This window comes from Ralstonia condita (assembly GCF_958405655.1).
Taxonomy (GTDB): domain Bacteria; phylum Pseudomonadota; class Gammaproteobacteria; order Burkholderiales; family Burkholderiaceae; genus Ralstonia; species Ralstonia condita.
Genome location: NZ_CATYWO010000001.1, coordinates 778,795 through 798,493, shown reverse-complemented (window position 1 = coordinate 798,493; position 19,699 = coordinate 778,795). Strand labels below are relative to the sequence as shown.

At 64.1% G+C, this 19,699-nt stretch carries 17 protein-coding genes; 14 read left to right on the top strand and 3 right to left on the bottom strand.

Annotation, left to right across the window (positions count from 1 at the left end; all coding sequences use genetic code 11):
• The first annotated feature begins 235 nt into the window (after positions 1-235).
• The 10 genes from R2N03_RS03700 (at position 236) to R2N03_RS03655 (ending at position 12,824) form a co-directional block, all read left to right on the top strand.
• On the top strand, positions 236-1,225 hold the full coding sequence (locus R2N03_RS03700) for a malate dehydrogenase (RefSeq protein ID WP_316655294.1): 990 nt from the start codon (positions 236-238) through the stop codon (positions 1,223-1,225).
• Between the two features lie 103 nt (positions 1,226-1,328).
• Positions 1,329-2,309, top strand: coding sequence for an HpcH/HpaI aldolase/citrate lyase family protein (locus tag R2N03_RS03695; protein ID WP_316655293.1), 981 nt, complete (start codon positions 1,329-1,331; stop codon positions 2,307-2,309).
• Positions 2,310-2,339: 30 nt separating this feature from the next.
• Positions 2,340-3,236, top strand: coding sequence for a methylisocitrate lyase (gene prpB, locus R2N03_RS03690; RefSeq protein WP_316655290.1), 897 nt, complete (start codon positions 2,340-2,342; stop codon positions 3,234-3,236).
• 243 nt (positions 3,237-3,479) lie between these two features.
• Positions 3,480-4,046 (top strand): hypothetical protein, encoded by a 567-nt coding sequence (locus R2N03_RS03685; RefSeq protein WP_316655289.1) that lies wholly within the window; start codon positions 3,480-3,482, stop codon positions 4,044-4,046.
• 35 nt (positions 4,047-4,081) lie between these two features.
• Positions 4,082-5,533, top strand: coding sequence for a bifunctional 2-methylcitrate dehydratase/aconitate hydratase (locus tag R2N03_RS03680; protein ID WP_316655287.1), 1,452 nt, complete (start codon positions 4,082-4,084; stop codon positions 5,531-5,533).
• A gap of 71 nt (positions 5,534-5,604) precedes the next feature.
• Positions 5,605-8,310 carry an aconitate hydratase AcnA gene (gene acnA, locus R2N03_RS03675; protein ID WP_316655285.1) on the top strand — a complete coding sequence of 902 codons (2,706 nt, stop codon included), beginning with the start codon at positions 5,605-5,607 and terminating at the stop codon, positions 8,308-8,310.
• 203 nt (positions 8,311-8,513) lie between these two features.
• Positions 8,514-8,786: a hypothetical protein gene (locus R2N03_RS03670; RefSeq protein WP_316655284.1), complete on the top strand. Its 273-nt coding sequence runs from the start codon at positions 8,514-8,516 to the stop codon at positions 8,784-8,786.
• Between the two features lie 82 nt (positions 8,787-8,868).
• Complete coding sequence (locus R2N03_RS03665) at positions 8,869-10,080, top strand: DUF2863 family protein (protein WP_316655282.1); 1,212 nt, start codon at positions 8,869-8,871, stop codon at positions 10,078-10,080.
• A gap of 160 nt (positions 10,081-10,240) precedes the next feature.
• Positions 10,241-11,836, top strand: a complete 1,596-nt coding sequence (locus R2N03_RS03660; RefSeq protein WP_316655280.1) for an ABC transporter substrate-binding protein — start codon at positions 10,241-10,243, stop codon at positions 11,834-11,836.
• Between the two features lie 139 nt (positions 11,837-11,975).
• Positions 11,976-12,824 carry a BspC domain-containing protein gene (locus R2N03_RS03655; protein ID WP_316655279.1) on the top strand — a complete coding sequence of 283 codons (849 nt, stop codon included), beginning with the start codon at positions 11,976-11,978 and terminating at the stop codon, positions 12,822-12,824.
• A gap of 60 nt (positions 12,825-12,884) precedes the next feature.
• Here the strand turns inward: R2N03_RS03655 and R2N03_RS03650 are convergent, their stop codons facing one another.
• A complete protein-coding gene (locus R2N03_RS03650) occupies positions 12,885-14,030 on the bottom strand; it encodes a M14 family metallopeptidase (protein WP_316655277.1) in 1,146 nt (381 codons plus the stop codon).
• Between the two features lie 35 nt (positions 14,031-14,065).
• On the bottom strand, positions 14,066-14,839 hold the full coding sequence (yaaA, locus tag R2N03_RS03645; RefSeq protein WP_316655275.1) for a peroxide stress protein YaaA: 774 nt from the start codon (positions 14,837-14,839) through the stop codon (positions 14,066-14,068).
• A gap of 37 nt (positions 14,840-14,876) precedes the next feature.
• Between yaaA and R2N03_RS03640 the strand changes: the two genes are divergently transcribed.
• Positions 14,877-15,416, top strand: a complete 540-nt coding sequence (locus R2N03_RS03640; RefSeq protein WP_316655273.1) for a putative toxin-antitoxin system toxin component, PIN family — start codon at positions 14,877-14,879, stop codon at positions 15,414-15,416.
• Positions 15,413-16,600 carry a pyridoxal phosphate-dependent aminotransferase gene (locus R2N03_RS03635; protein ID WP_316655271.1) on the top strand — a complete coding sequence of 396 codons (1,188 nt, stop codon included), beginning with the start codon at positions 15,413-15,415 and terminating at the stop codon, positions 16,598-16,600. The genes R2N03_RS03640 and R2N03_RS03635 overlap by 4 nt, the downstream gene beginning before the upstream one ends.
• Before the next feature lie 12 nt (positions 16,601-16,612).
• Here R2N03_RS03635 and R2N03_RS03630 read toward each other — a convergent pair whose 3' ends face one another.
• Entirely contained in the window at positions 16,613-17,269 is a 657-nt protein-coding gene (locus R2N03_RS03630; RefSeq protein ID WP_316655269.1) for a glutathione S-transferase, read from the bottom strand.
• A gap of 56 nt (positions 17,270-17,325) precedes the next feature.
• Between R2N03_RS03630 and R2N03_RS03625 the strand changes: the two genes are divergently transcribed.
• Positions 17,326-18,888 carry a 3-hydroxyacyl-CoA dehydrogenase gene (locus R2N03_RS03625; protein WP_316656562.1) on the top strand — a complete coding sequence of 521 codons (1,563 nt, stop codon included), beginning with the start codon at positions 17,326-17,328 and terminating at the stop codon, positions 18,886-18,888.
• 29 nt (positions 18,889-18,917) lie between these two features.
• Positions 18,918-19,697 carry an oxepin-CoA hydrolase, alternative type gene (locus R2N03_RS03620; protein WP_316655267.1) on the top strand — a complete coding sequence of 260 codons (780 nt, stop codon included), beginning with the start codon at positions 18,918-18,920 and terminating at the stop codon, positions 19,695-19,697.
• Positions 19,698-19,699: the final 2 nt, after the last annotated feature.

Below are 19,699 nucleotides of genomic sequence, written 5' to 3'. Positions count from 1 at the left end.
AGCGGTTTCACACTGGTCACAGCGAGGGTTCACGCACACGCGCCAGGGTGTTTCCACTTCGTCATGCGGACGCAGTAAACTGCGAAGTTCTTGCCGATTCCGGGCCGGCTACCCCATGAGATCCATGAGGCAGTGGCATGCGTCGGCGATGCCCGCGCAGCTGCGCCGCCATCCTGCCAAGGGTGCGCGCCCTGCGCAGTGCGATCCGCTTTTCACTACCGTTTGGAGAGTTCTCATGGCAAAAGCACCCATGCGCGTCGCAGTGACCGGCGCTGCTGGACAGATTGGTTACGCCCTGCTGTTCCGCATCGCTGCCGGCGAAATGCTGGGCAAGGATCAACCCGTCATCCTGCAACTGCTGGAAATCCCCGATGAGAAGGCCCAAAAGGCGCTCAAGGGCGTGATGATGGAGATCGAAGACTGCGCCTTCCCGCTGCTGGCCGGCATGGAAGCCCACTCCGACCCGATGACTGCCTTCAAGGACGCCGACGTTGCCCTGCTGGTGGGCGCCCGCCCCCGCGGCCCGGGCATGGAGCGCAAGGACCTCCTGTCGGCCAACGCGCAGATCTTCACGGCACAGGGCAAGGCCCTGAATGCCGTCGCCTCGCGCAACGTCAAGGTGCTGGTGGTCGGCAACCCGGCCAACACGAACGCCTACATCGCCATGAAGTCGGCGCCGGATCTGCCCCGCGAGAACTTCACCGCAATGCTGCGCCTGGACCACAACCGTGCCCTGTCGCAGATTGCCGCCAAGACCGGCAAGCCGGTGTCGAGCATCGAGAAGCTGTTCGTGTGGGGCAACCACAGCCCGACGATGTACGCCGACTACCGCTACGCCACGATCGAGGGCAAGAGCGTCAAGGACATGATCAACGACCCGGTGTGGAACAACGACGTGTTCCTGCCGACCGTTGGCAAGCGCGGCGCCGCCATCATCGAAGCGCGCGGCCTGTCGTCGGCCGCTTCGGCCGCCAACGCTGCCATCGATCACGTGCGTGACTGGGTGCTCGGCACCAACGGCAAGATCGTCACCATGGGTATCCCGTCGAACGGCGAATACGGCATTCCGAAGGACGTCATGTTCGGCTTCCCGGTCACGACCGCCAACGGCAAGTACGAAATCGTACAAGGCCTGGAGATCGACGAGTACAGCCAGGGCAAGATCAACATCACGCTCAAGGAACTGCAGGAAGAGCAAGATGGCGTGAAGCACCTGCTGGGCTGAGTCGCATGACCTGAAGAGAAACCGGAGCGGATCGCCAACGAACCCTCCGGTTTTTTTTGCATCTGGAAGGCGCCGCAAGCGCCGCCAATCTGATAGAAACGCCGTGCACCCCACCGAGGTTTTGTTCCAGGACGACACCGTTCCTGCCCAATTGCCCGTCTGCGACCACTATGCTGGCGCGGAAAAGCTGATGCGCAAATCGCTCGCGCTGCAACAAGCCCTTGGTCCCGTTTTCGACATCACGTTTGACTGCGAAGATGGCGCCGCCGTCGGCCGCGAGCGCGAGCATGCCGAACTGGCCGCCGCGCTGATCAACAGCGACGATAACCACTTCAATCGCGTGGGCGTGCGCATTCACGATCCGAATCACGATGCGTGGACGCAGGACGTCGACATCCTCATCGGCCAGGCAGGCAGCCGTCTTGCCTATGTGACCGTGCCGAAAGTGCGCGACGTGGTGGAAGTCGCGCGCGTCACCGACCGCGTGAACCAGGCCGCGCGTGCGGCCGGAATTGCGCGACACCTGCCGATCCATGTGCTGATCGAAACGCATGGCGCGTTGGCGCAGGTGTTCGACATCGCATCGCTGGTGCAAGTGGAGTGCCTGAGCTTCGGGCTGATGGACTTCGTGTCTGCGCACAACGGCGCGATTCCAGGCGCGGCGATGGGCTCGCCGGAGCAATTTGAACATCCGCTGATCCGGCGCGCCTTGGTGGACATCTCTGCTGCATGCCATGCGCATGGCAAGGTGCCGTCGCACAATGTCAGCACCGATATCAGGCACCCGGATCGCGCGGGCACCGACGCCGCGCGGGCACGCAACGCATTCGGCTATCTGCGCAAGTGGAGCATCCACCCCGACCAGATCGAACCGATCGTGCAGGCATTCCGCCCGTCGCATGACGAAGTGATCCAGGCTGCGGCCATCCTGGGGGCTGCACAGGACGCCTCCTGGGGACCGATCCAGCACGAAGGACGCCTGCACGATCGGGCCAGTTACCGCTACTGGTGGGCGGTGCTTCAACGTGCACACACCACGGGAGTGGAAATGCCGGTCAGTGCCGCATCGCGCTTCTTCGCATGATGCAGCCATCGCATTGAGAGGAGAGTTGCCATGACATCCGATACGCAATCCAGCGCAGGCGCGCGCTTCCGCCATGCGCTGGCCGAAGAATCGCCGCTGCAGATTGTCGGCACGATCAACGCCAACCATGCGCTACTGGCCAAGCGCGCCGGCTATCGGGCGATCTACCTGTCAGGCGGCGGCGTGGCGGCAGGATCGCTGGGCTTGCCCGATCTGGGCATCTCCGGCCTCGACGACGTCCTGACCGACGTGCGCCGTATCACCGACGTGTGCGACGTACCGCTGCTGGTTGACGTCGATACCGGCTTTGGGGCCTCCGCCTTCAACGTGGCGCGCACGACCAAGTCGTTGATCAAGTTCGGCGCGGCCGCCATGCACATCGAAGATCAAGTGGGGGCCAAGCGCTGCGGACATCGGCCGAACAAGGAAATCGTCTCGAAGGACGAGATGGTTGACCGCATCAAGGCCGCTGTCGATGCGCGCACCGATGAGGCTTTCGTTGTCATGGCTCGCACCGACGCGCTGGCGGTCGAGGGCTTTGACCGCGTCCTGGAACGCGCCGTAGCCTGTGTCGAAGCGGGCGCGGACGCGATCTTTCCCGAAGCGATGACGGACCTGTCGATGTACCGCCGGTTCGTTGACGCCGTCAAAGTGCCGGTGCTGGCCAACATCACCGAGTTTGGCCAGACGCCGCTGTTCACGCGCGATGAACTGGCCTCCGTGGGCGTCTCGATGATCCTGTATCCGCTCTCGGCCTTCCGCGCCATGAACAAGGCTGCCGAGAACGTCTATGCCGCCATTCGTCGCGACGGCACGCAGAAGAATGTCGTCGACACCATGCAAACGCGCATGGAACTCTACGACAGCATCGGCTACCACGAATACGAAGCCAAGCTGGACGCGCTGTTCGCGCAGAACCGCAGCTAAGTCTGGCAGATCGATCAACACCGACAAGGAGCACCGAAGGCGCAGAGCAGGGGGCGGGTTGCCCCGCAATACCCGGCAGCAGATGGCAGGTCTCCCTCATTTGGTGGACAGCTTGCATCGTCGTGTAACAGACCGTTGGGTGCGGCGAACAAATCGGTCAAAATACCGGCCGGCGTGCGCCAAGCCCTGGCATTCCGGCCCCGGGCGGCCGCCACCCCTGACCAGTCTTTCGGAAGGAAATTTATGAACAAGTTCATCGTGGGCGCCTGTGCCGGCGTTCTCTCGCTGGCTGTATCGCAGTACGCGACGGCCCAGAGCCCGACCACGGCAAAACCGGCTGCCAAGAAGAAGGCGCACGCCAGGAAGAAGATCGCCAAGAAGGCACCCCCGGTTGCTGCCGTCAAGCCGGAAGGCGTGGAATGGAAATGCGAGCTCGGCAACGAGATGTACCTGAAGGGCGACATGGCGCGTGACCAGGTCATCACCATGTTCTGGAAGGGCAAGAACTACCAGTTGCCGCGCCAGATGACGCATACGGGCGCCGACCGCTATTTCGATCAGAAGTCCGGGCTGGACCTGGTGGTGATCCCTGCCAAGGCCATGCTGTTCGACCACAATGAGGGCCACCGTCTGGCCGACGAATGCCAGACTGCCGCAATGGCCGCCGGCGCACCGGCTCCGACGCAAGCCGGCGCGCTGCGTGCTCCTGCGGGCCTGCCGCTCATGCTGCAGGACAATGCGACCCCCGCTCCGGCTCCGGCTCCGGCTCCGGCCCCGTCGCCTGACGCGGCTCAACCGGCCAAGCAGTAACGCGCACTATCGCCAGGGGCCGACAGGAACTGCCCATGTCCGCGCCGATTGCAAACATCCGCCCGAAGCCCGACAAAGTCATCGTCGACATCGTCGACTACGTGACAGCGTCCAAGCTCGCCAGCAAGGCGGCCTACGATACGGCCCGCCATTGCCTGATCGACACCTTGGGCTGCGGGCTGGAGGCGCTGTCCTATCCGGCGTGCACCAAGCTCCTGGGGCCCATCGTACCCGGAACCATCGTGCCCAACGGCGCGAAGATTCCGGGCACGCCATTCCAGCTCGATCCGGTGCAGGCGGCCTTCAATATCGGCGCCATGATCCGCTGGCTGGATTTCAACGACACGTGGCTGGCAGCCGAATGGGGCCATCCGTCGGACAACCTCGGTGGCATCCTGGCGGTGGCCGACTGGCTGTCCCGCACGAACATTGCCGGAGGCAAAGCGCCGCTCGTCATGCGCGACGTGCTCACCGCGATGATCCGCGCCCACGAAATCCAGGGCTGCATCGCGCTCGAGAACGCATTCAATCTGGTAGGACTGGACCACGTTGTACTGGTCAAGGTCGCCACCACCGCGGTGGTCGGGCAACTGCTCGGGCTGTCACGCGAGGAACTCATCAATGCCGTGTCGCTGGCATGGGTGGACGGCCAGGCGCTGCGCACTTACCGCCACGCGCCGAATACCGGAAGCCGCAAATCCTGGGCGGCAGGTGACGCGACCAGCCGCGGCGTGCGCCTCGCACTCATTGCCAGGACCGGCGAGATGGGCTACCCCTCCGCTCTCACCGCAAAAGGCTGGGGCTTCTACGATGTGTCCTTCAAGGGGCGGCCGTTCAAGTTCCAGCGCAAGTACGGCACGTACGTGATGGAGAACGTGCTGTTCAAGATCAGCTTCCCGGCAGAATTCCACGCGCAGACTGCCGCCGAAGCCGCCATGACGCTGCACACGGCCCTTGCCAAGGCCGGCAGGACCGTGGATGACATCGAACGGGTCACGATCCGCACGCACGAAGCGGCGATCCGCATCATCGACAAGCAAGGCCCACTGAACAACCCGGCCGACCGCGACCACTGCATCCAGTACATGGTCGCCGTGCCCCTGATCTTTGGCCACCTGAGGGCTGAGGACTACGAAGACCACGTCGCCCGCGACCCGCGCATCGATGTGTTGCGCAAGAAGATCGTCTGCGTCGAAGACAAGCAGTTCACCCAGGATTACCACGACCCCGGAAAGCGCTCGATCGCCAATGGCATCACCATCCAGTTCAGGGATGGCACGGCGCTCAAGGAAGTCGTGGTGGAGTACCCGATCGGCCACAAGCGGCGTCGCAAGGAAGGCATGCCGCTGCTGGTCGAGAAGTTCCGGAGCAACCTGGCCCGCCGTTTTCCGGACAGGCAGCAGGAGGCCATCCTGCGTGTGTCATTGGACCAGAAAGCGCTGGAAGCCATGCCGGTCAACGAGTATGTCGATTTGTACGTGATTTGATTCTGTCGATTTGATGTATCCGCAACGGTCGCTTCGGCGCCCCGCGCATCCTTGAGCCTTGGAGCCATGCCATGCCCTACAACCTGAAAAAAACCCTGAAGGAATTCAAGATCAACGGCGGCCAGACCGGCAAGTTCCACTCCCTGCCGCAACTGGGCAAGGAACTGGGCGTGGCGATCGAGCGCCTGCCGGTGTCGATCCGCATCGTGCTGGAGTCCGTGCTGCGCAACTGCGACGGCAAGAAGGTGACCGAAGAGCACGTTGCGCAACTGGCCAACTGGAAGCCCAACGCCGAGCGCGTTGATGAAATCCCGTTCGTGGTAGCCCGCGTGGTGCTGCAGGACTTTACCGGTGTGCCGCTGCTGGCTGACCTAGCCGCCATGCGCAACGTGGCCGAGCGCATGGGCAAGAACCCCAAGAAGATCGAGCCGCTGGTGCCGGTCGACCTGGTGGTGGATCACTCGGTGCAGATTGACCACTTCCGTGAGAAGAAGGCGCTGGACCTGAACATGCAGCTGGAATTCTCGCGCAACAACGAGCGCTACCAGTTCATGAAGTGGGGCATGCAGGCATTCGACACGTTTGGCGTGGTGCAGCCTGGCTTCGGCATCGTCCACCAGGTCAACCTGGAGTACCTGGCACGCGGCGTCCATAAGAAAGACGGCGTGTACTACCCGGATACGCTGGTCGGCACCGACAGCCACACCACCATGATCAACGGTATTGGCGTGGTGGGCTGGGGCGTGGGCGGCATCGAAGCGGAAGCCGGCATGCTCGGCCAGCCGGTGTACTTCCTGACGCCGGACGTCGTGGGCGTGGAGCTGAAGGGCCGCCTGCGCGAAGGCTGCACGGCCACCGACCTGGTGCTTACGATTACCGAAATGCTGCGCAAGGAGAAGGTCGTCGGCAAGTTCGTCGAGTTCTTCGGCGAAGGCACCGCCAGCCTGTCGCTGCCGGACCGCGCAACCATCGGCAACATGGCTCCGGAATACGGCGCCACGATGGGCTTCTTCCCGGTGGACGACAAGACCATTGACTACTTCAAGGGCACGGGCCGCACGAAGGAAGAAATCGCCGCGTTCGAAAGCTACTTCAAGGCGCAGAAGCTGTTCGGCGTGCCGAAAGCCGGCGAAATCGACTACACCAAGACGTTGACGCTGGACCTCGGCACGGTGGCCCCGTCGCTGGCTGGCCCGAAGCGCCCGCAGGATCGTATCGAAATCGGCAACGTGAAGTCGACGTTCTCGTCGCTGTTCTCCAAGCCGGTTGCTGAAAACGGCTTCAACAAGAAATCGGAAGACCTCGACAAGACCTTCACGACCACCAACGGCGTCGACGTGAAGAGCGGCGACGTGCTGATCGCGGCCATCACCTCGTGCACGAACACCTCGAATCCGAGCGTGCTGCTGGCGGCGGGCCTGCTGGCCAAGAAGGCTGTCGAAGCCGGCCTGGAGGTCGCGCCGCACATCAAGACCTCGCTCGCCCCGGGAAGCCGCGTGGTGACGAAGTACCTGGAAGCCGCCGGCCTGCTTCCGTATCTGGAAAAGCTCGGCTTTGGCGTGACGGCCTACGGCTGCACGACGTGTATCGGTAACGCCGGTGACCTGACGCCGGAGTTGAACGAAGCCATCGTGAAGAACGACATCGTGGCCGCCGCCGTGCTGTCGGGCAACCGTAACTTTGAAGCGCGCATCCACCCGAACATCCGCGCCAACTTCCTGGCCTCGCCGCCGCTGGTGGTCGCTTATGCAATCGCCGGCAACGTGACGCGCGACCTGATGACCGAGCCGGTCGGCAAGGGCAAGAAGGGCCGCGACGTCTATCTGGGCGACATTTGGCCGACCTCGGACGAGATCGCCAAGCTGATGAAGTTCGCAATGAACGCCGACACGTTCCGCACGAACTACGAACAGGTCAAGAAGCCGTCCAAGCTGTGGGCCAACGTCAAGGGCACGAAGGGTCAGGTCTACGACTGGCCGAAGTCGACGTACATCGCCGAGCCGCCGTTCTTCGAAGGCTTTGGCATGACGCCGGCCGCTGCCTCGGCATCGGTCAAGGGCGCACGCGCGCTCGGCGTGTTCGGCGATTCCGTGACGACCGACCACATCTCCCCGGCCGGTTCGATCAAGGAAACGTCGCCCGCCGGCAAGTACCTGCTGGCCAACGGCGTGCTCAAGGCCGACTTCAACAGCTATGGCTCGCGCCGCGGCAACCATGAGGTGATGATGCGCGGCACGTTCGCCAACGTGCGCATCAAGAACCTGATGATCCCGGCCAAGGCCGATGGTTCGCGCGTGGAAGGCGGCGAAACGCTGTTCCAGCCGAGCGGCGAACAAATGTCGATCTACGACGCCGCCATGAAGTACATCGCCGACGGCACGCCAACGGTCGTATTCGGTGGCGAAGAGTACGGCACGGGCAGCTCGCGCGACTGGGCCGCCAAGGGCACGCAGCTGCTGGGCGTGAAGGCCGTGATCGCGCGCAGCTTCGAGCGCATCCACCGCTCGAACCTGGTCGGCATGGGCGTGCTGCCGCTGCAGTTCAAGGGCAACGACTCGGCACAATCGCTGGGCATCGTGGGCGACGAGACCTTCGACATCGAAGGCCTGGATGGCGAAATCAAGCCGCAACAGGACGTCACCCTGGTCATCCATCGCGCCAATGGCGAGACGACGCGTGCACAAGTGCTGCTGCGCATCGACACGCCGATTGAAGTGGACTACTACAAGCACGGCGGTATTCTGCCGTTCGTGCTGCGTCAGTTGCTGGCCGCGTAAGCTGCCGGCTGCGCTGCAGCAGACCGGAAGCCGGCTCTTCGGAGCCGGCTTTTTTTATTGCTGCGAATCAAACGTGATGACGAGGGCCCAATCCGCAGGCGCGCTTTGGTAGAGTGTGCCGAGTACCGCGCGGCGCAGTTCTCCGTGATCCGCGCAGCCGTCCGGTTCATCTCTGACGATTCATCCGCAGGAGCTTCGCACCCATGTCCAAAGTGGTCCTCGCCCTACTCGTCGTTGCGGCCGCCGTGTTCTATATCGTGTTCAAGGCGCCGCAAACCGATACGCGGGCACCGGCATCGACTGCGACGCCCGGAGCAACCGCCCTGGCACCACCGCCGGGCAACGCACCCGCTTCCGCAGCAACTGCCAGTGCCCCGGCCAGCATTCCGGCCGCATCGGAACCTGTTGCCACCTCGGCACCGCGCACGACGCGCGATACCGCAACCGAAGCATCGGCACCCCCAGTCAAACCCTAGGCTTTCGCCGATAAAGCGTCGGGCAGCTGCGTCCAAGGGTAAAATAACGCCCCTTCTTTCCAATCGACCGGTACGGCACAGCATGGCAGGATTCCGCTCCAAGGCTCCCCAACGTCTTTCCCCCGATGCAGAACGGCTCGTCGCCGATGCCCTGGCGCTCGATGCGTCCGGCAGCCGCATCGAAGACGTCTACTGGGAACAAAGGCTGTCCGAACGCCTCTCCCGGCTGCTCAAGAATGGCAGCCAGACCGCGCTCGACGCCGCACTCGAGCACCTCTTCAAGCACAATGAAGAGGCCTCTGACGTGCTGGCAGAGCAGGCCGAGACGTTGGCCGAGTCGGCAGTGATCAGCTCGGGCGGCGTCGAATACGACGCGTTGCTGATTGCTGCGCCCGTCCTCGCACACACGCGCTACATGATTCCGTCGGGCACCATCAAGCCCGAGCTTGCGCAGACGCTGCAGGTCCACCTGCAGGCCCATGTGATGGCGTCCAATGCCCGCGTGGCGCTGGCGCCTTATCTGTACAGCATCGATCAGCTTCCGCGCACGCATTCCGATACCTTCGCGCTGACACACAAGCTGGCCGCGTATGCGCTGTCGGGTCAGCCAGCCAAGGTCGACCTGCGCGACATGCCCGAGACCGCGCCCATCCTGGCCGACCCGCGCTACCTGCTGGCCATTGTCGTGGCCCAGCATGGCCAGCCGCTGTTCCGCTGGCAGGAAGACGCCAAGGAACACCATGCCGAGCGTTCAGCGTGTCTCGAACAATGGCGCGAGCAGGTCACGCCGACGATCTCCACGCTGATGCCCGGCTGCGAGTTCGATCTGCTGCTGCCGGACGCATTCTTCCTGTCCTGCCGCGAATCCGACAAGCGCATCCGTCCGCTCACGGTGCGCGCAGCCGTCAACTATCTGCAAGGCGCCCTGGACATGCCGGCCAACCGCTTTGCGGCCATCATCGGCGCATTCGGCGAAGAGCAGATCGAGGAATACCGCGTCGCTTTCACGGTGCGCGGAGAGAAAGACCTCATCTATGGCATCGTCTGGCCGGTCTACGGTCGCGATGGCGGCGCCACGGACGTTGCCGCCGAGGGCGAGCCCGGCAGCCCGCTGGAGCAGATCTGCGACGAACTGCGCGCTTGCGGCATCGAAGACATCTTCCGCCACGGCCAGCTGTTCGAGCCTGAGTACTGTGAAGACTGCGGCGCGCCGCTGTATGCGGATCGCTCGGCCGAGATCGTTCACGCAGAAATGCCGGAAGACGCACCCACACAGCAGCCCCTGTTCCACTGAGGTGCCGTACCGCGACGCAAGCCACCTTCGGGTGGCTTTTTCATTGCTGCGGCGTCGATTCTATCGATAGCCGCTTTGTGCCCCACACGTCGAGACGGGCTGCGGCACAATGGCGCTTTCTCGCCACATGGCATCATCGCCCGAACCCGAGGAGCTCCCGATGGCCAGTCACCCCTTCAGCCCTTTTCTGCGCGCCCTGATCCGCAACCTTGCCGCGTGCATACTGGCAGGCACCGCGGCAGTGCCGCTAGCCGCACAGGCCGACGACTTGCGCATTGGCCTCTCCGCCGACGTCACATCGATGGACCCGCAATGGAACAACGCCGGTCCCAACAATGCGATGGCGCTGCATATCTTCGAGTCGCTGGTCTTTCTCGACAAGAACGGCCGATACATCCCAGGCCTGGCGACATCGTGGAAGGCCATCGATGCGCACACGTGGGAAATCAAACTGCGCCCGAACGTGAAATGGAGCGACGGCACGCCATTCACCGGCGAAGACGTGAAGGCCTCCATCGAGCGCCCCGCGCGCCTGACCAACAGCCCGGGCCCGTTCACGAGCTACACCAAGTCGATCACCGAGGTGCAGATCGTCGATCCGCTCACCGTGCGGCTGAAGGTGTCGATCCCGAACTACGCGAGCATCCCGAACGACCTGAACAGCCTGCCGATCATCCCGAAAAAGGTGGCAAACGCATCGCAGGCCGACTTTGATGCGGGCCGCGCCATGATCGGCACCGGCCCGTTCCTGTTCGACCATTTCACGCGCGGGCAAGAGATTGTCCTGAAGAAGAACCCCCATTACTGGGGCCGCGTGCCGCAGTGGGACAAGGTGACCTTCAAGATCATCACCGACAATGCGGCGCGCACGGCCGCCCTGCTCTCGGGCGACGTGGATGTGGTGGAAGCGGTCCCGGCCGCCGATGTGCCGCGCATCAAGCAGAACCCCAAGTTCCATCTCGAGCAGCAGGTGTCGTGGCGCACGATCTTCTGGCAGATGGACCAGAGCCGGGATGCCTCGCCGTTCATTACCGACAAGGCAGGCAAGCCGCTTGCCAAGAACCCGTTCAAGGACCGTCGCGTGCGCGAGGCCGTAGCGCTGGCAATCAACCGCGATGCCATCGTGAGCCGCGTGCTGGAGGGCCAGGGCGTGGTCGCATCGAGCATTGTGTCGCCCCAGATCTTCGGGCACCCGGGTGGGAAGCCGATCGGATATGACCCTGCCCGCGCAAAGAAACTGCTTGCCGAGGCGGGCTATCCGGACGGCTTCGGTCTGACGCTGCATGCCACCAACAACCGATACCTGAATGATGCCCAGGTGGCGCAGACCACGGCGCAGTTGCTCACGCGCATCGGCATCCAGACCAAGGTGGAAACCCTGCCGGTGGCGGCGTATTTCTCGCGTGCGCGCCAGGGCGAGTTCTCGTTCATGATGCTCGGCTGGGGTTCCGTGGCCGCGGACGTGGCGCTGCGCAGCATCCTCGGCACGCCAAATGCGCAAACCGGCTACGGCACCTGGAACTGGGGCCGCTACAGCAATCCGGAACTGGACAAGCTCGTGCAGACGTCGCTGTCCACGGTATCGAGCGAACAAGCGCACGAGCAGGCCGCCAAGGCTGCGGCACGCTTTGCACAGCAGGATTACGCGATCATCCCGTCGCACCACCAGCTCGCCACATGGGCGATGCGCAAGGGCATCCGCTACGAGGCGCGTACCGACGAATGGTCGCTCGCGCACCTGTTCACCAAGCAGTGATGACCGGCCCGCAACGTCGTGGCGTGCGGTGACAGCAAGATCGCCGCACGCGCTGCATTGGGGAAAGCCGCAGGAACTTTCGCCTACGGCTTTCCTCTATCATGGCGTTTTCCCACGCCGATACCCTGTAACACTCGTGATGTTGCGACCCAAACTTCTTTGTCTCGGCGTCGTTGCGCTGCTGGCTGCCTGCTCCAATCTGCAGACCCAACCAACCGACACGTCGAACCAGACCACCGCCTCGACTGGCGCAGCGCCGGCCACCCAGGCCGTGCAGTCCACGCCGGCCACCCCGCCCGGACCGACCACCCCGCCCATCGTGTTCAGCGCGCCCGACGCGGACGGCACCACAACGGTCAACCTGCCGCCCAAGGACAAGATGAGCTTGTCCGAGTACCGCGCACAAACCCGCGACCGCCTGATCAAATCTGAAAACGCTCGCCCCGACGTGGCCGATTGCGCCGCACATGCGAGCTGGATCATTCCACGCTCGACGAGTTTCGATCAGTTCCGACTGCCGACCGGCGCATTGTCCGACGGGCAAGCCAAGGTCGAACCATGGGATACGCGTTTCTCACCGAGCAAGCAAGGCGCAATCAAGGTCTCGAGCGTGGTGAGCTTCATCGCCGCCGTGCACAAGCGCGGCACGCCAGGCGACCAATGGGAACCGGTAAAGGTGCGCTGCGGCTATGACGAAGGCATGATGCTCGCGTACGAGTTGCTGGACGCCAACGGGCAACCGTTCGCCAGCCCGTCCGCCGCACCATCGACAACCGCCCGTACGCACTGCCGACGCGGTCATCGCTGCACGACGACTGCGGCGCACGGCAAAACCTCTGCCAGGGGCAAGGCCTCGGCCAAGTCCGCCAAAGCTTCCAGGAGCAATGGCACGGCAAAGGCCAAGTCGGCCACGACCGGCAAATCCAAATCCAACGCCAAGTCGACGACCAACAAGGCAACAAAGAAGAAATCGACGGCCAGCCAGTAAAAGCAAACGCGCCGTCAGGGTTTCTGGCGGCGCGTGTTGTCTTGGGGTCGCCGTACCCCCTCAGCCCAGGTATTCCAGGATCGCTTGCAGCATCGCCGCGCCCAGGGCGGCACTGCGCGCACCGTCCCAGCCCACGCGCGCGTCGGGCAAATCGGCGTTGTCCTTGAACGGCATCTCCAGCGTCAATGACAGGCACCCATAGGTATGGCCGATGTACTTGGAGGCCAGCTTGAGCGCATCCTCGTTGTACTTGCTCGCCTCGTAGCCGTACTTCGTCTGAAAATCCGGTGAGGCGCGCAGGAACGCGGCCACAAAGCGGTCCTGGTCCGCGCGCTGCGCATCGGTGAAGCCAGGCAACATCTCGCTGCCGGCCACGAAGACATAGGGCAAGGCCTCATCACCATGGATATCGAAGAACAGGTCGACGCCGGTTCGCTCGATCGCCCCACGCACGCAGAGGACTTCTGGGCTGCGCTGCGCATCGGGCTCCATCCATTCCCGGTTCAGGTTGGCGCCCGCTGCATTCGTGCGTAGATTGCCGAGCGACGAACCGTCCGGGTTCATATTGGGCACGATATGAAACACCGCGCGGTCGGCGAGCACGCGTCCCACCGGGTCACCCTTCCACACGCCCTGACGCGTCAGGCGCGCGAGCAGACCTTCGACAAACCATTCGGCCATCGTCTCGCCGGGATGCTGGCGCGCGATGATCCAGACATGCTTCTTGCCAGGCCCGGGCTCGCCGACGGTGATGCTGGTCATGTCGCGCCCCTGCACGGTGCTGCCCAGACGCTGGGTCCGCACGCCCGGCGACGCTTGCGCGGCCGCAACGAGCGACAGGTGCCGCTCATCCGGATACGGTTCGAAATACGCGAACCAGACGCTGTCGTGCTCGGGGGTCAGTTCGATGGTCAGCGCCTTGCCGTCGTAGCGCGTCGGCACGCGGAACCAATGCTCCCGGTCATACGACGCGACGGCCCGGTAATCCTTCCAGCCAGCGGCGTACGTGCATTCGCTGGCGTTCTCGAGGGTCAGCCTGCACGCCTGACCCTGCACGCCCTGCAGGCGGAAGTGGAACCACTGCGTGAAGTCGGCATGCGAATCACGGCGGATGCGCAGGCGGATGGCATCTGCGCGCGCGGCATCGACGATCTCGATGGCGCCGCTGTCGAACGTGCTGGAAATGTACGGTTGGGTGGCAGTCATGTCAGGCCCTGAAGACGTTGGACAGCAAAGGCGTGTCAGGCAAGCTTGCGGCGGAAGACCCAGCGCTCGTCGTCGGAATCGTCGGCGACAAAGGCATAGCCATCGACATCGAACGCCTGGAGCTTGCGCGGATCGGTCATGCGGTGTTCGATCGCGTAGCGCGCCATCAGCCCACGCGCGCGCTTGGCATAGAACGAAATGATCTTGTACTGGCCGCTCTTCCAGTCTTCGAACACCGGCGTGACGACACGCGCCTTGAGCACCTTGGGCCGCACCACCTTGAAATACTCTTCCGACGCGAGATTGACGAGCACGGGGTCGTCGTCCTGCTTGAAGAGCGTATTGAGCGCAAGCGTCACATCATCGCCCCAGAACGCGTAGAGATCCTTGCCGCGCGGATTGGCCAGGCGCGTACCCATCTCCAGCCGATACGGCTGCATCCAGTCGAGCGGGCGCAGGACCCCGTACAGGCCGGACAGAATGCGCAGGTGCTTCTGCGCGAAGTGCAGATCGTCTGCGGAGAGCGCGTTTGCGTCGAGCCCGCCATACACATCGCCGTCGAACGCGAGGACCGCCTGCTTGCTGTTCTCGGCCGTGAATTCGGGCGACCAATCCGCGTAGCGCGTGGCATTCAGCACGGCAAGCGGGTCGGAAATGTGCATCAGCGTGCCGATCTGGGCCGGTGACAGCTTGCGGAGCACGTCGATGAGTTCTGCGGAGCGCCCGATGAAATCGGGCAGCGTGTGGGTCTTGATGCGCGGCGGCGTGTCGTAGTCGAGCGACTTGGCCGGCGAGAGGACGATGATCATGTCAGAATCGCGGTTCACAAGTCTGGAATTGTATCGAATGGCAGACGCTGCCGCCCTTGCCCCGAGCCCATGCCCGCCACCGCCGCGCGTGGTGCTGGACTCCAACATCTGGGTCGACATCCTGATCTTCGATGACGCTGTGGCGCGCCCTATCCGGGCAGCGCTCGAAGCCGGCCGGCTGGAAGCCATCATCAGCCCCGCCTGCCGCGAAGAGTTACGCCGTGTGCTCGACTACCCGCAGTTCGCGCGCTATGCAGTCGATGCACAGGCGGCGCTGGCCTGGGTGGACCGTGTCACGCAGCCGGTGGCCGACCCCGAAGAGGCGGCCGGCGCGCAAGGCCAACCCTTTGTCCCCCGCTGCAAGGACCGCGACGACCAGAAGTTCCTCGCGCTGGCCGACGCTGCCAGCGTGGCGTATCTCGTCTCCAAGGACAGGGCGGTGCTCAAGCTCAAGCGTCGCATGGCCAAGTATTGCGACGTGGCCGTCTTGCCGCCGAAAGAATTCGCCGCGCGCGTCAGGTTGGAAGCCATTGAACCTGCCCAAGCCCACCTCAAGCCCGAAGCCGCCTTGCCATGACCACCGTTGCTACCCGCGCTGCTGAACCCCTTGCGCCCATGACCCCGCCGCCCTCGCGGCTGCCGAATGTCGGCACCACCATCTTTACCGTGATGTCGGCGCTGGCCGCCGAGAAGCAGGCCGTCAACCTCGGCCAGGGCTTCCCTGACTTCGACTGCGACCCGCGCATCGTCGATGCGGTGTCGGACGCCATGCGCGCCGGGCTGAACCAATATCCGCCCATGGCGGGCGTGCCGGCGCTGCGCCACGCCATCGCAGCGAAGATCGCCAACCTCTACGGCCACAGCTACGACGCCGATCGCGAGATCACGATCACCGCCGGCGCCACGCAGGCACTGCTGACCGCCGTGCTGTGCTGCGTGCATCCCGGCGACGAAGTGATCGTGTTCGAGCCGACGTACGACAGCTACATCCCATCGATTGAGCTGGCAGGTGGCAAGGTGGTTCCAATCACGCTCGAAGCTCCGGACTTCCGTATCCCCTTCGACAAGCTGGCGGCTGCCATTTCACCGCGCACGCGCCTGGTCATGCTCAACACGCCGCATAACCCGACCGGCACGGTCTGGCATGCGGACGACATGCAGAAGCTCGCCGACATTCTGGCGCCCACCAACGTCCTGCTGCTCGCCGACGAGGTCTACGAGCACATGGTGTACGACGGCGTGCCGCACGCCTCGGTGGCACGCATTCCCGAGCTGGCGCGGCGTGCCTTCGTGGTCTCGAGCTTTGGCAAGACGTATCACGTGACGGGCTGGAAGGTCGGCTACGTGGCTGCGCCCGCTGCGCTGTCGGCGGAATTCCGCAAGGTGCACCAGTTCAACGTGTTCACGGTCAACACGCCAATGCAGCACGGGCTGGCGGCCTATATGGCCGATCCGCGCCCGTACCTCGACCTGCCCGCGTTCTACCAGCACAAGCGCGACCTGTTCCGCGCCGGTCTCGAGAAAACGCGCTTCAAACTGCTCCCCTGCCAGGGGACGTATTTCCAGTGCGTGGATTACACCGCCATCTCGGACCTGCCCGAGGCCGAGTTCGCCAAGTGGCTCAACAGCGAGATCGGCGTGGCGGCCATCCCCGTGTCGGCGTTCTATTCGCAGCCGCGCGAGTCCGGCGTGGTGCGTTTCTGCTTCGCCAAGAAAGACGAAACGCTCCAGTTGGCGCTGGAGCGTTTGTCGAAGCTGTAAGGCTGGCGCCCGTCAGGCTCGCTTGCTGGCGTAGTAGGCGAGCATCTGTTCCGTGTTGACCTTGCGGTCGGCGTTGATCTTCTGCACGTTCGGGTTTTCAGCCATTTTCGCCAGATACGGCTTGATGCCCTCGATGGCCGCGAGCATGTCTTCGCCGTAGATGATCTTGGTGGCCGAGCTCACCAGCGGGAAGTGCACGATGGCCGCACAGTCCGCAATGGTGAACGTGTCGCCCGCCACATACGGCGCAAACTTGAACAGCTTTGCCGCGGCCGGAATGTTCTTCTGGAGTTGCTCGCGCACCTTCACCTTCAGGTTGTCGCTGACCTTGCCGCCGAAGAACGCTTCTGCGAACAGCTGGCGCGCCACCAGTTCCAGGTGTAGCTCCAGGAAGGTCACGATTTCGCGCACCTTCGCCGCCGCGAACGGGTCGGACGGAATCAACGGATGCTGCGGATAGCGGGCCTCCAGATAATCGACAATCACCTGCGACTCGCAGAGCCCTCCCGCTTCGCACGCCAGATACGGGACCTTGTGCAGCGGGGAGAGGTCAGCATCGGTCTGGTCGGGCCAGCGCAGCGCTTCCTCGAACGGAAGGCCCTTCTCCATCAGCGCCAGCTTCACCTTGTTGTAGTAGTTGCTCGCAGAAAAACCGTATAGCGTCAGCATGAAGCCTCTCTCCTTGGTGGTGTGACCGCCCATTATGGTCGGTGCGGGTGCCAAAAATCGCACGCTCGTGCTATTTTAGCCAGACTTCTTTCGATCGCAGCGGAATTCAAATGCAGACCATCGGGATTGTGGGCACCGGCGCCATGGGGCGCGGCATCGCACAGATTGCGGCCCAGGCCGGCCTGCGCGTCAGGCTGTTCGACGCCAACGCGCAAGCGGTGCAGGCGGCGCGCACGGCACTGGCAGACACGCTGACCAAGCTGGCCGCCAAGGGCAAGCTCACGGCGGATGAAGCCGACGCCACAATCGGGCGGCTGTCTCCCGCCGACACCCTCGCCGACCTCGCCGACTGCGATCTTGTCGTCGAGGCCATCGTCGAGAAACTGGAGGTCAAGCGCGACCTCTTCCGCCAGCTTGAAGACATCGTGCGTGAAGATGCGATCCTGGCGTCGAATACGTCGTCGCTGTCGATCACGGCCATCGCTGCGGCGTGCAGGCACCCCGAGCGCGTGGCGGGCTTCCACTTCTTCAATCCGGTGCCGCTGATGAAAGTCGTCGAAGTCATCGACGGCCTGCGCAGCGCGCCGGCCACCGGCGACGCCCTGGCCCTGCTCGCCAAGCGCATGGGACACACCGCCGTGCGGTGCATCGACATGCCGGGCTTCATCGTCAACCACGCCGGACGCGGCATGAACACCGAGGGACTGCGCGTGGCGCAGGAAGGCGCCGCCGCATTTGCGGACATCGATGCCGTGATGCGAGAGCAAGCCGGCTTCCGCATGGGCCCGTTCGAGCTGATGGACCTGACGGGCCTGGACGTGTCGCATCCGGTGATGGAATCGGTCTACCGCCAGTTCTATGACGAGCCACGCTATCGGCCTTCGCAGATCACAGCCGTGCGCCTTGCCGGGGGCATCCTGGGCCGCAAGACCGGCGAGGGCTTCTATCGCTACCCCGATGGGCAGAAGCAGGTCCCGGCCGCAGCGCCCGCGCCGGCAGCCCGCCCGTCGTCGGTGTGGATCAGCCGCGCTCATGAGGCCGGTCATGCCGCAGCCCAGCGCCTGCTGCTCAGTCTGGGTGTCACGCCCGAAGCGGGCTCCAAGCCATCGGCCGATGCGCTCATCATCGTCACGCCGCGCGGCGTCGACGCGACGGCTTGCGTGGCCGCCGAGGGACTCGACGCGCGCCGCACCGTGGCGCTCGATACGCTCTATCCGTTTGCCGCCACCAAGCGCCGCACGCTGATGACCACGCCCGCCACCGACCCGACCTACCGCGACGCTGCCCACGGCCTGCTCGCCTCCGATGGTGTGCCCGTGACGGTGATCCGCGATTCGGGTGGCTTCGTTGCGCAGCGCATCGTCGCGTGCATCGTCAACATCGCCTGCGACATCGCACAGCAGCGCATTGCCACGCCACACGACATCGACCTGGCCGTCACGCTCGGCCTGGGCTATCCGCAGGGGCCGCTCGCGCTGGGCGACACGCTCGGCGCAATGGCGATTCTCGAAGTGCTGCAGAACCTCTACGCGCTCTACGGTGACCCACGTTACCGCCCGAGCCCATGGCTGCTGCGCCGTGCGCGTCTTGGCATGTCGCTGCTGACACCCGACGCCTGATCGCCCCCACCCACCCTGACGAGGCCGACATGACCGCGCAACTGCTCTCCCAACGCATCGGCTCGACGCTGGTGCTCACGCTGTCCAACCCCGACGCGCGCAATGCACTGGACCCGGTGATGTACGCCGCGTCGATGGAAGCACTGGACCGCGCCGCCAACGACAACGAGATCCGCGCCGTCATCTTCACGGGTGCCGACAAGGCCTTCTGCGCCGGCGGCAACCTGAACCGCCTGCTGGAAAACCGCAGCAAACCCAGGAGCGTGCAGGAACAGGGCATCGACGCGCTCAACCACTGGATCGAAACCATCCGCACGTTTCCCAAGCCCGTGATTGCGGCCGTGGAAGGACCAGCGGCGGGCGCTGGCTTCTCGCTCTTGCTGGCGTGCGACCTTGTGGTCGCCGCATCCGATGCGAAGTTCGTGATGGCGTATGTGAATGTCGCGCTCACGCCGGACGGCGGCGGCTCGTGGCACATCGCGCGCTTCCTGCCGCGCCCGCTCGCCAGCGAAATCATCATGCTGGGTAAACCCGTCGGCGCCGAGCGGCTTGCACATTTCGGCCTCATCAATGAAGTCGTCAAGCCGGGCGAAGCGCTGGATCACGCGCTCGCGCTGGCGGAAAGACTCGCGGCGCAATCGCCGCACGCCGTAGGGCGCATCAAGGGCCTGATCGCGCACGCAGAAGATGCCTCGCTGCACGAGCATCTCAAGGCCGAGCAACACAGCTTTGTCGAAGCCCTGCACCACGCCGATGGCAACGAGGGCATTTCGGCCTTTCTGCAGAAGCGCAAACCCCAATACCGCTGAGC

Excerpts from the sequence above, each read along its gene's own strand:
- R2N03_RS03680 (WP_316655287.1), top strand. The coding sequence starts at position 4,082 with ATGTCCGCGCCGATTGCAAACATCCGCCCGAAGCCCGACAAAGTCATC.
- yaaA (WP_316655275.1), bottom strand. The coding sequence starts at position 14,839 with ATGATCATCGTCCTCTCGCCGGCCAAGTCGCTCGACTACGACACGCCG.
- R2N03_RS03635 (WP_316655271.1), top strand. The coding sequence starts at position 15,413 with ATGACCACCGTTGCTACCCGCGCTGCTGAACCCCTTGCGCCCATGACC.
- R2N03_RS03660 (WP_316655280.1), top strand. The coding sequence starts at position 10,241 with ATGGCCAGTCACCCCTTCAGCCCTTTTCTGCGCGCCCTGATCCGCAAC.
- R2N03_RS03655 (WP_316655279.1), top strand. The coding sequence starts at position 11,976 with ATGTTGCGACCCAAACTTCTTTGTCTCGGCGTCGTTGCGCTGCTGGCT.
- R2N03_RS03665 (WP_316655282.1), top strand. The coding sequence starts at position 8,869 with ATGGCAGGATTCCGCTCCAAGGCTCCCCAACGTCTTTCCCCCGATGCA.
- acnA (WP_316655285.1), top strand. The coding sequence starts at position 5,605 with ATGCCCTACAACCTGAAAAAAACCCTGAAGGAATTCAAGATCAACGGC.
- R2N03_RS03640 (WP_316655273.1), top strand. The coding sequence starts at position 14,877 with ATGGCAGACGCTGCCGCCCTTGCCCCGAGCCCATGCCCGCCACCGCCG.
- R2N03_RS03620 (WP_316655267.1), top strand. The coding sequence starts at position 18,918 with ATGACCGCGCAACTGCTCTCCCAACGCATCGGCTCGACGCTGGTGCTC.
- R2N03_RS03685 (WP_316655289.1), top strand. The coding sequence starts at position 3,480 with ATGAACAAGTTCATCGTGGGCGCCTGTGCCGGCGTTCTCTCGCTGGCT.
- R2N03_RS03670 (WP_316655284.1), top strand. The coding sequence starts at position 8,514 with ATGTCCAAAGTGGTCCTCGCCCTACTCGTCGTTGCGGCCGCCGTGTTC.
- R2N03_RS03700 (WP_316655294.1), top strand. The coding sequence starts at position 236 with ATGGCAAAAGCACCCATGCGCGTCGCAGTGACCGGCGCTGCTGGACAG.
- R2N03_RS03630 (WP_316655269.1), bottom strand. The coding sequence starts at position 17,269 with ATGCTGACGCTATACGGTTTTTCTGCGAGCAACTACTACAACAAGGTG.
- prpB (WP_316655290.1), top strand. The coding sequence starts at position 2,340 with ATGACATCCGATACGCAATCCAGCGCAGGCGCGCGCTTCCGCCATGCG.
- R2N03_RS03650 (WP_316655277.1), bottom strand. The coding sequence starts at position 14,030 with ATGACTGCCACCCAACCGTACATTTCCAGCACGTTCGACAGCGGCGCC.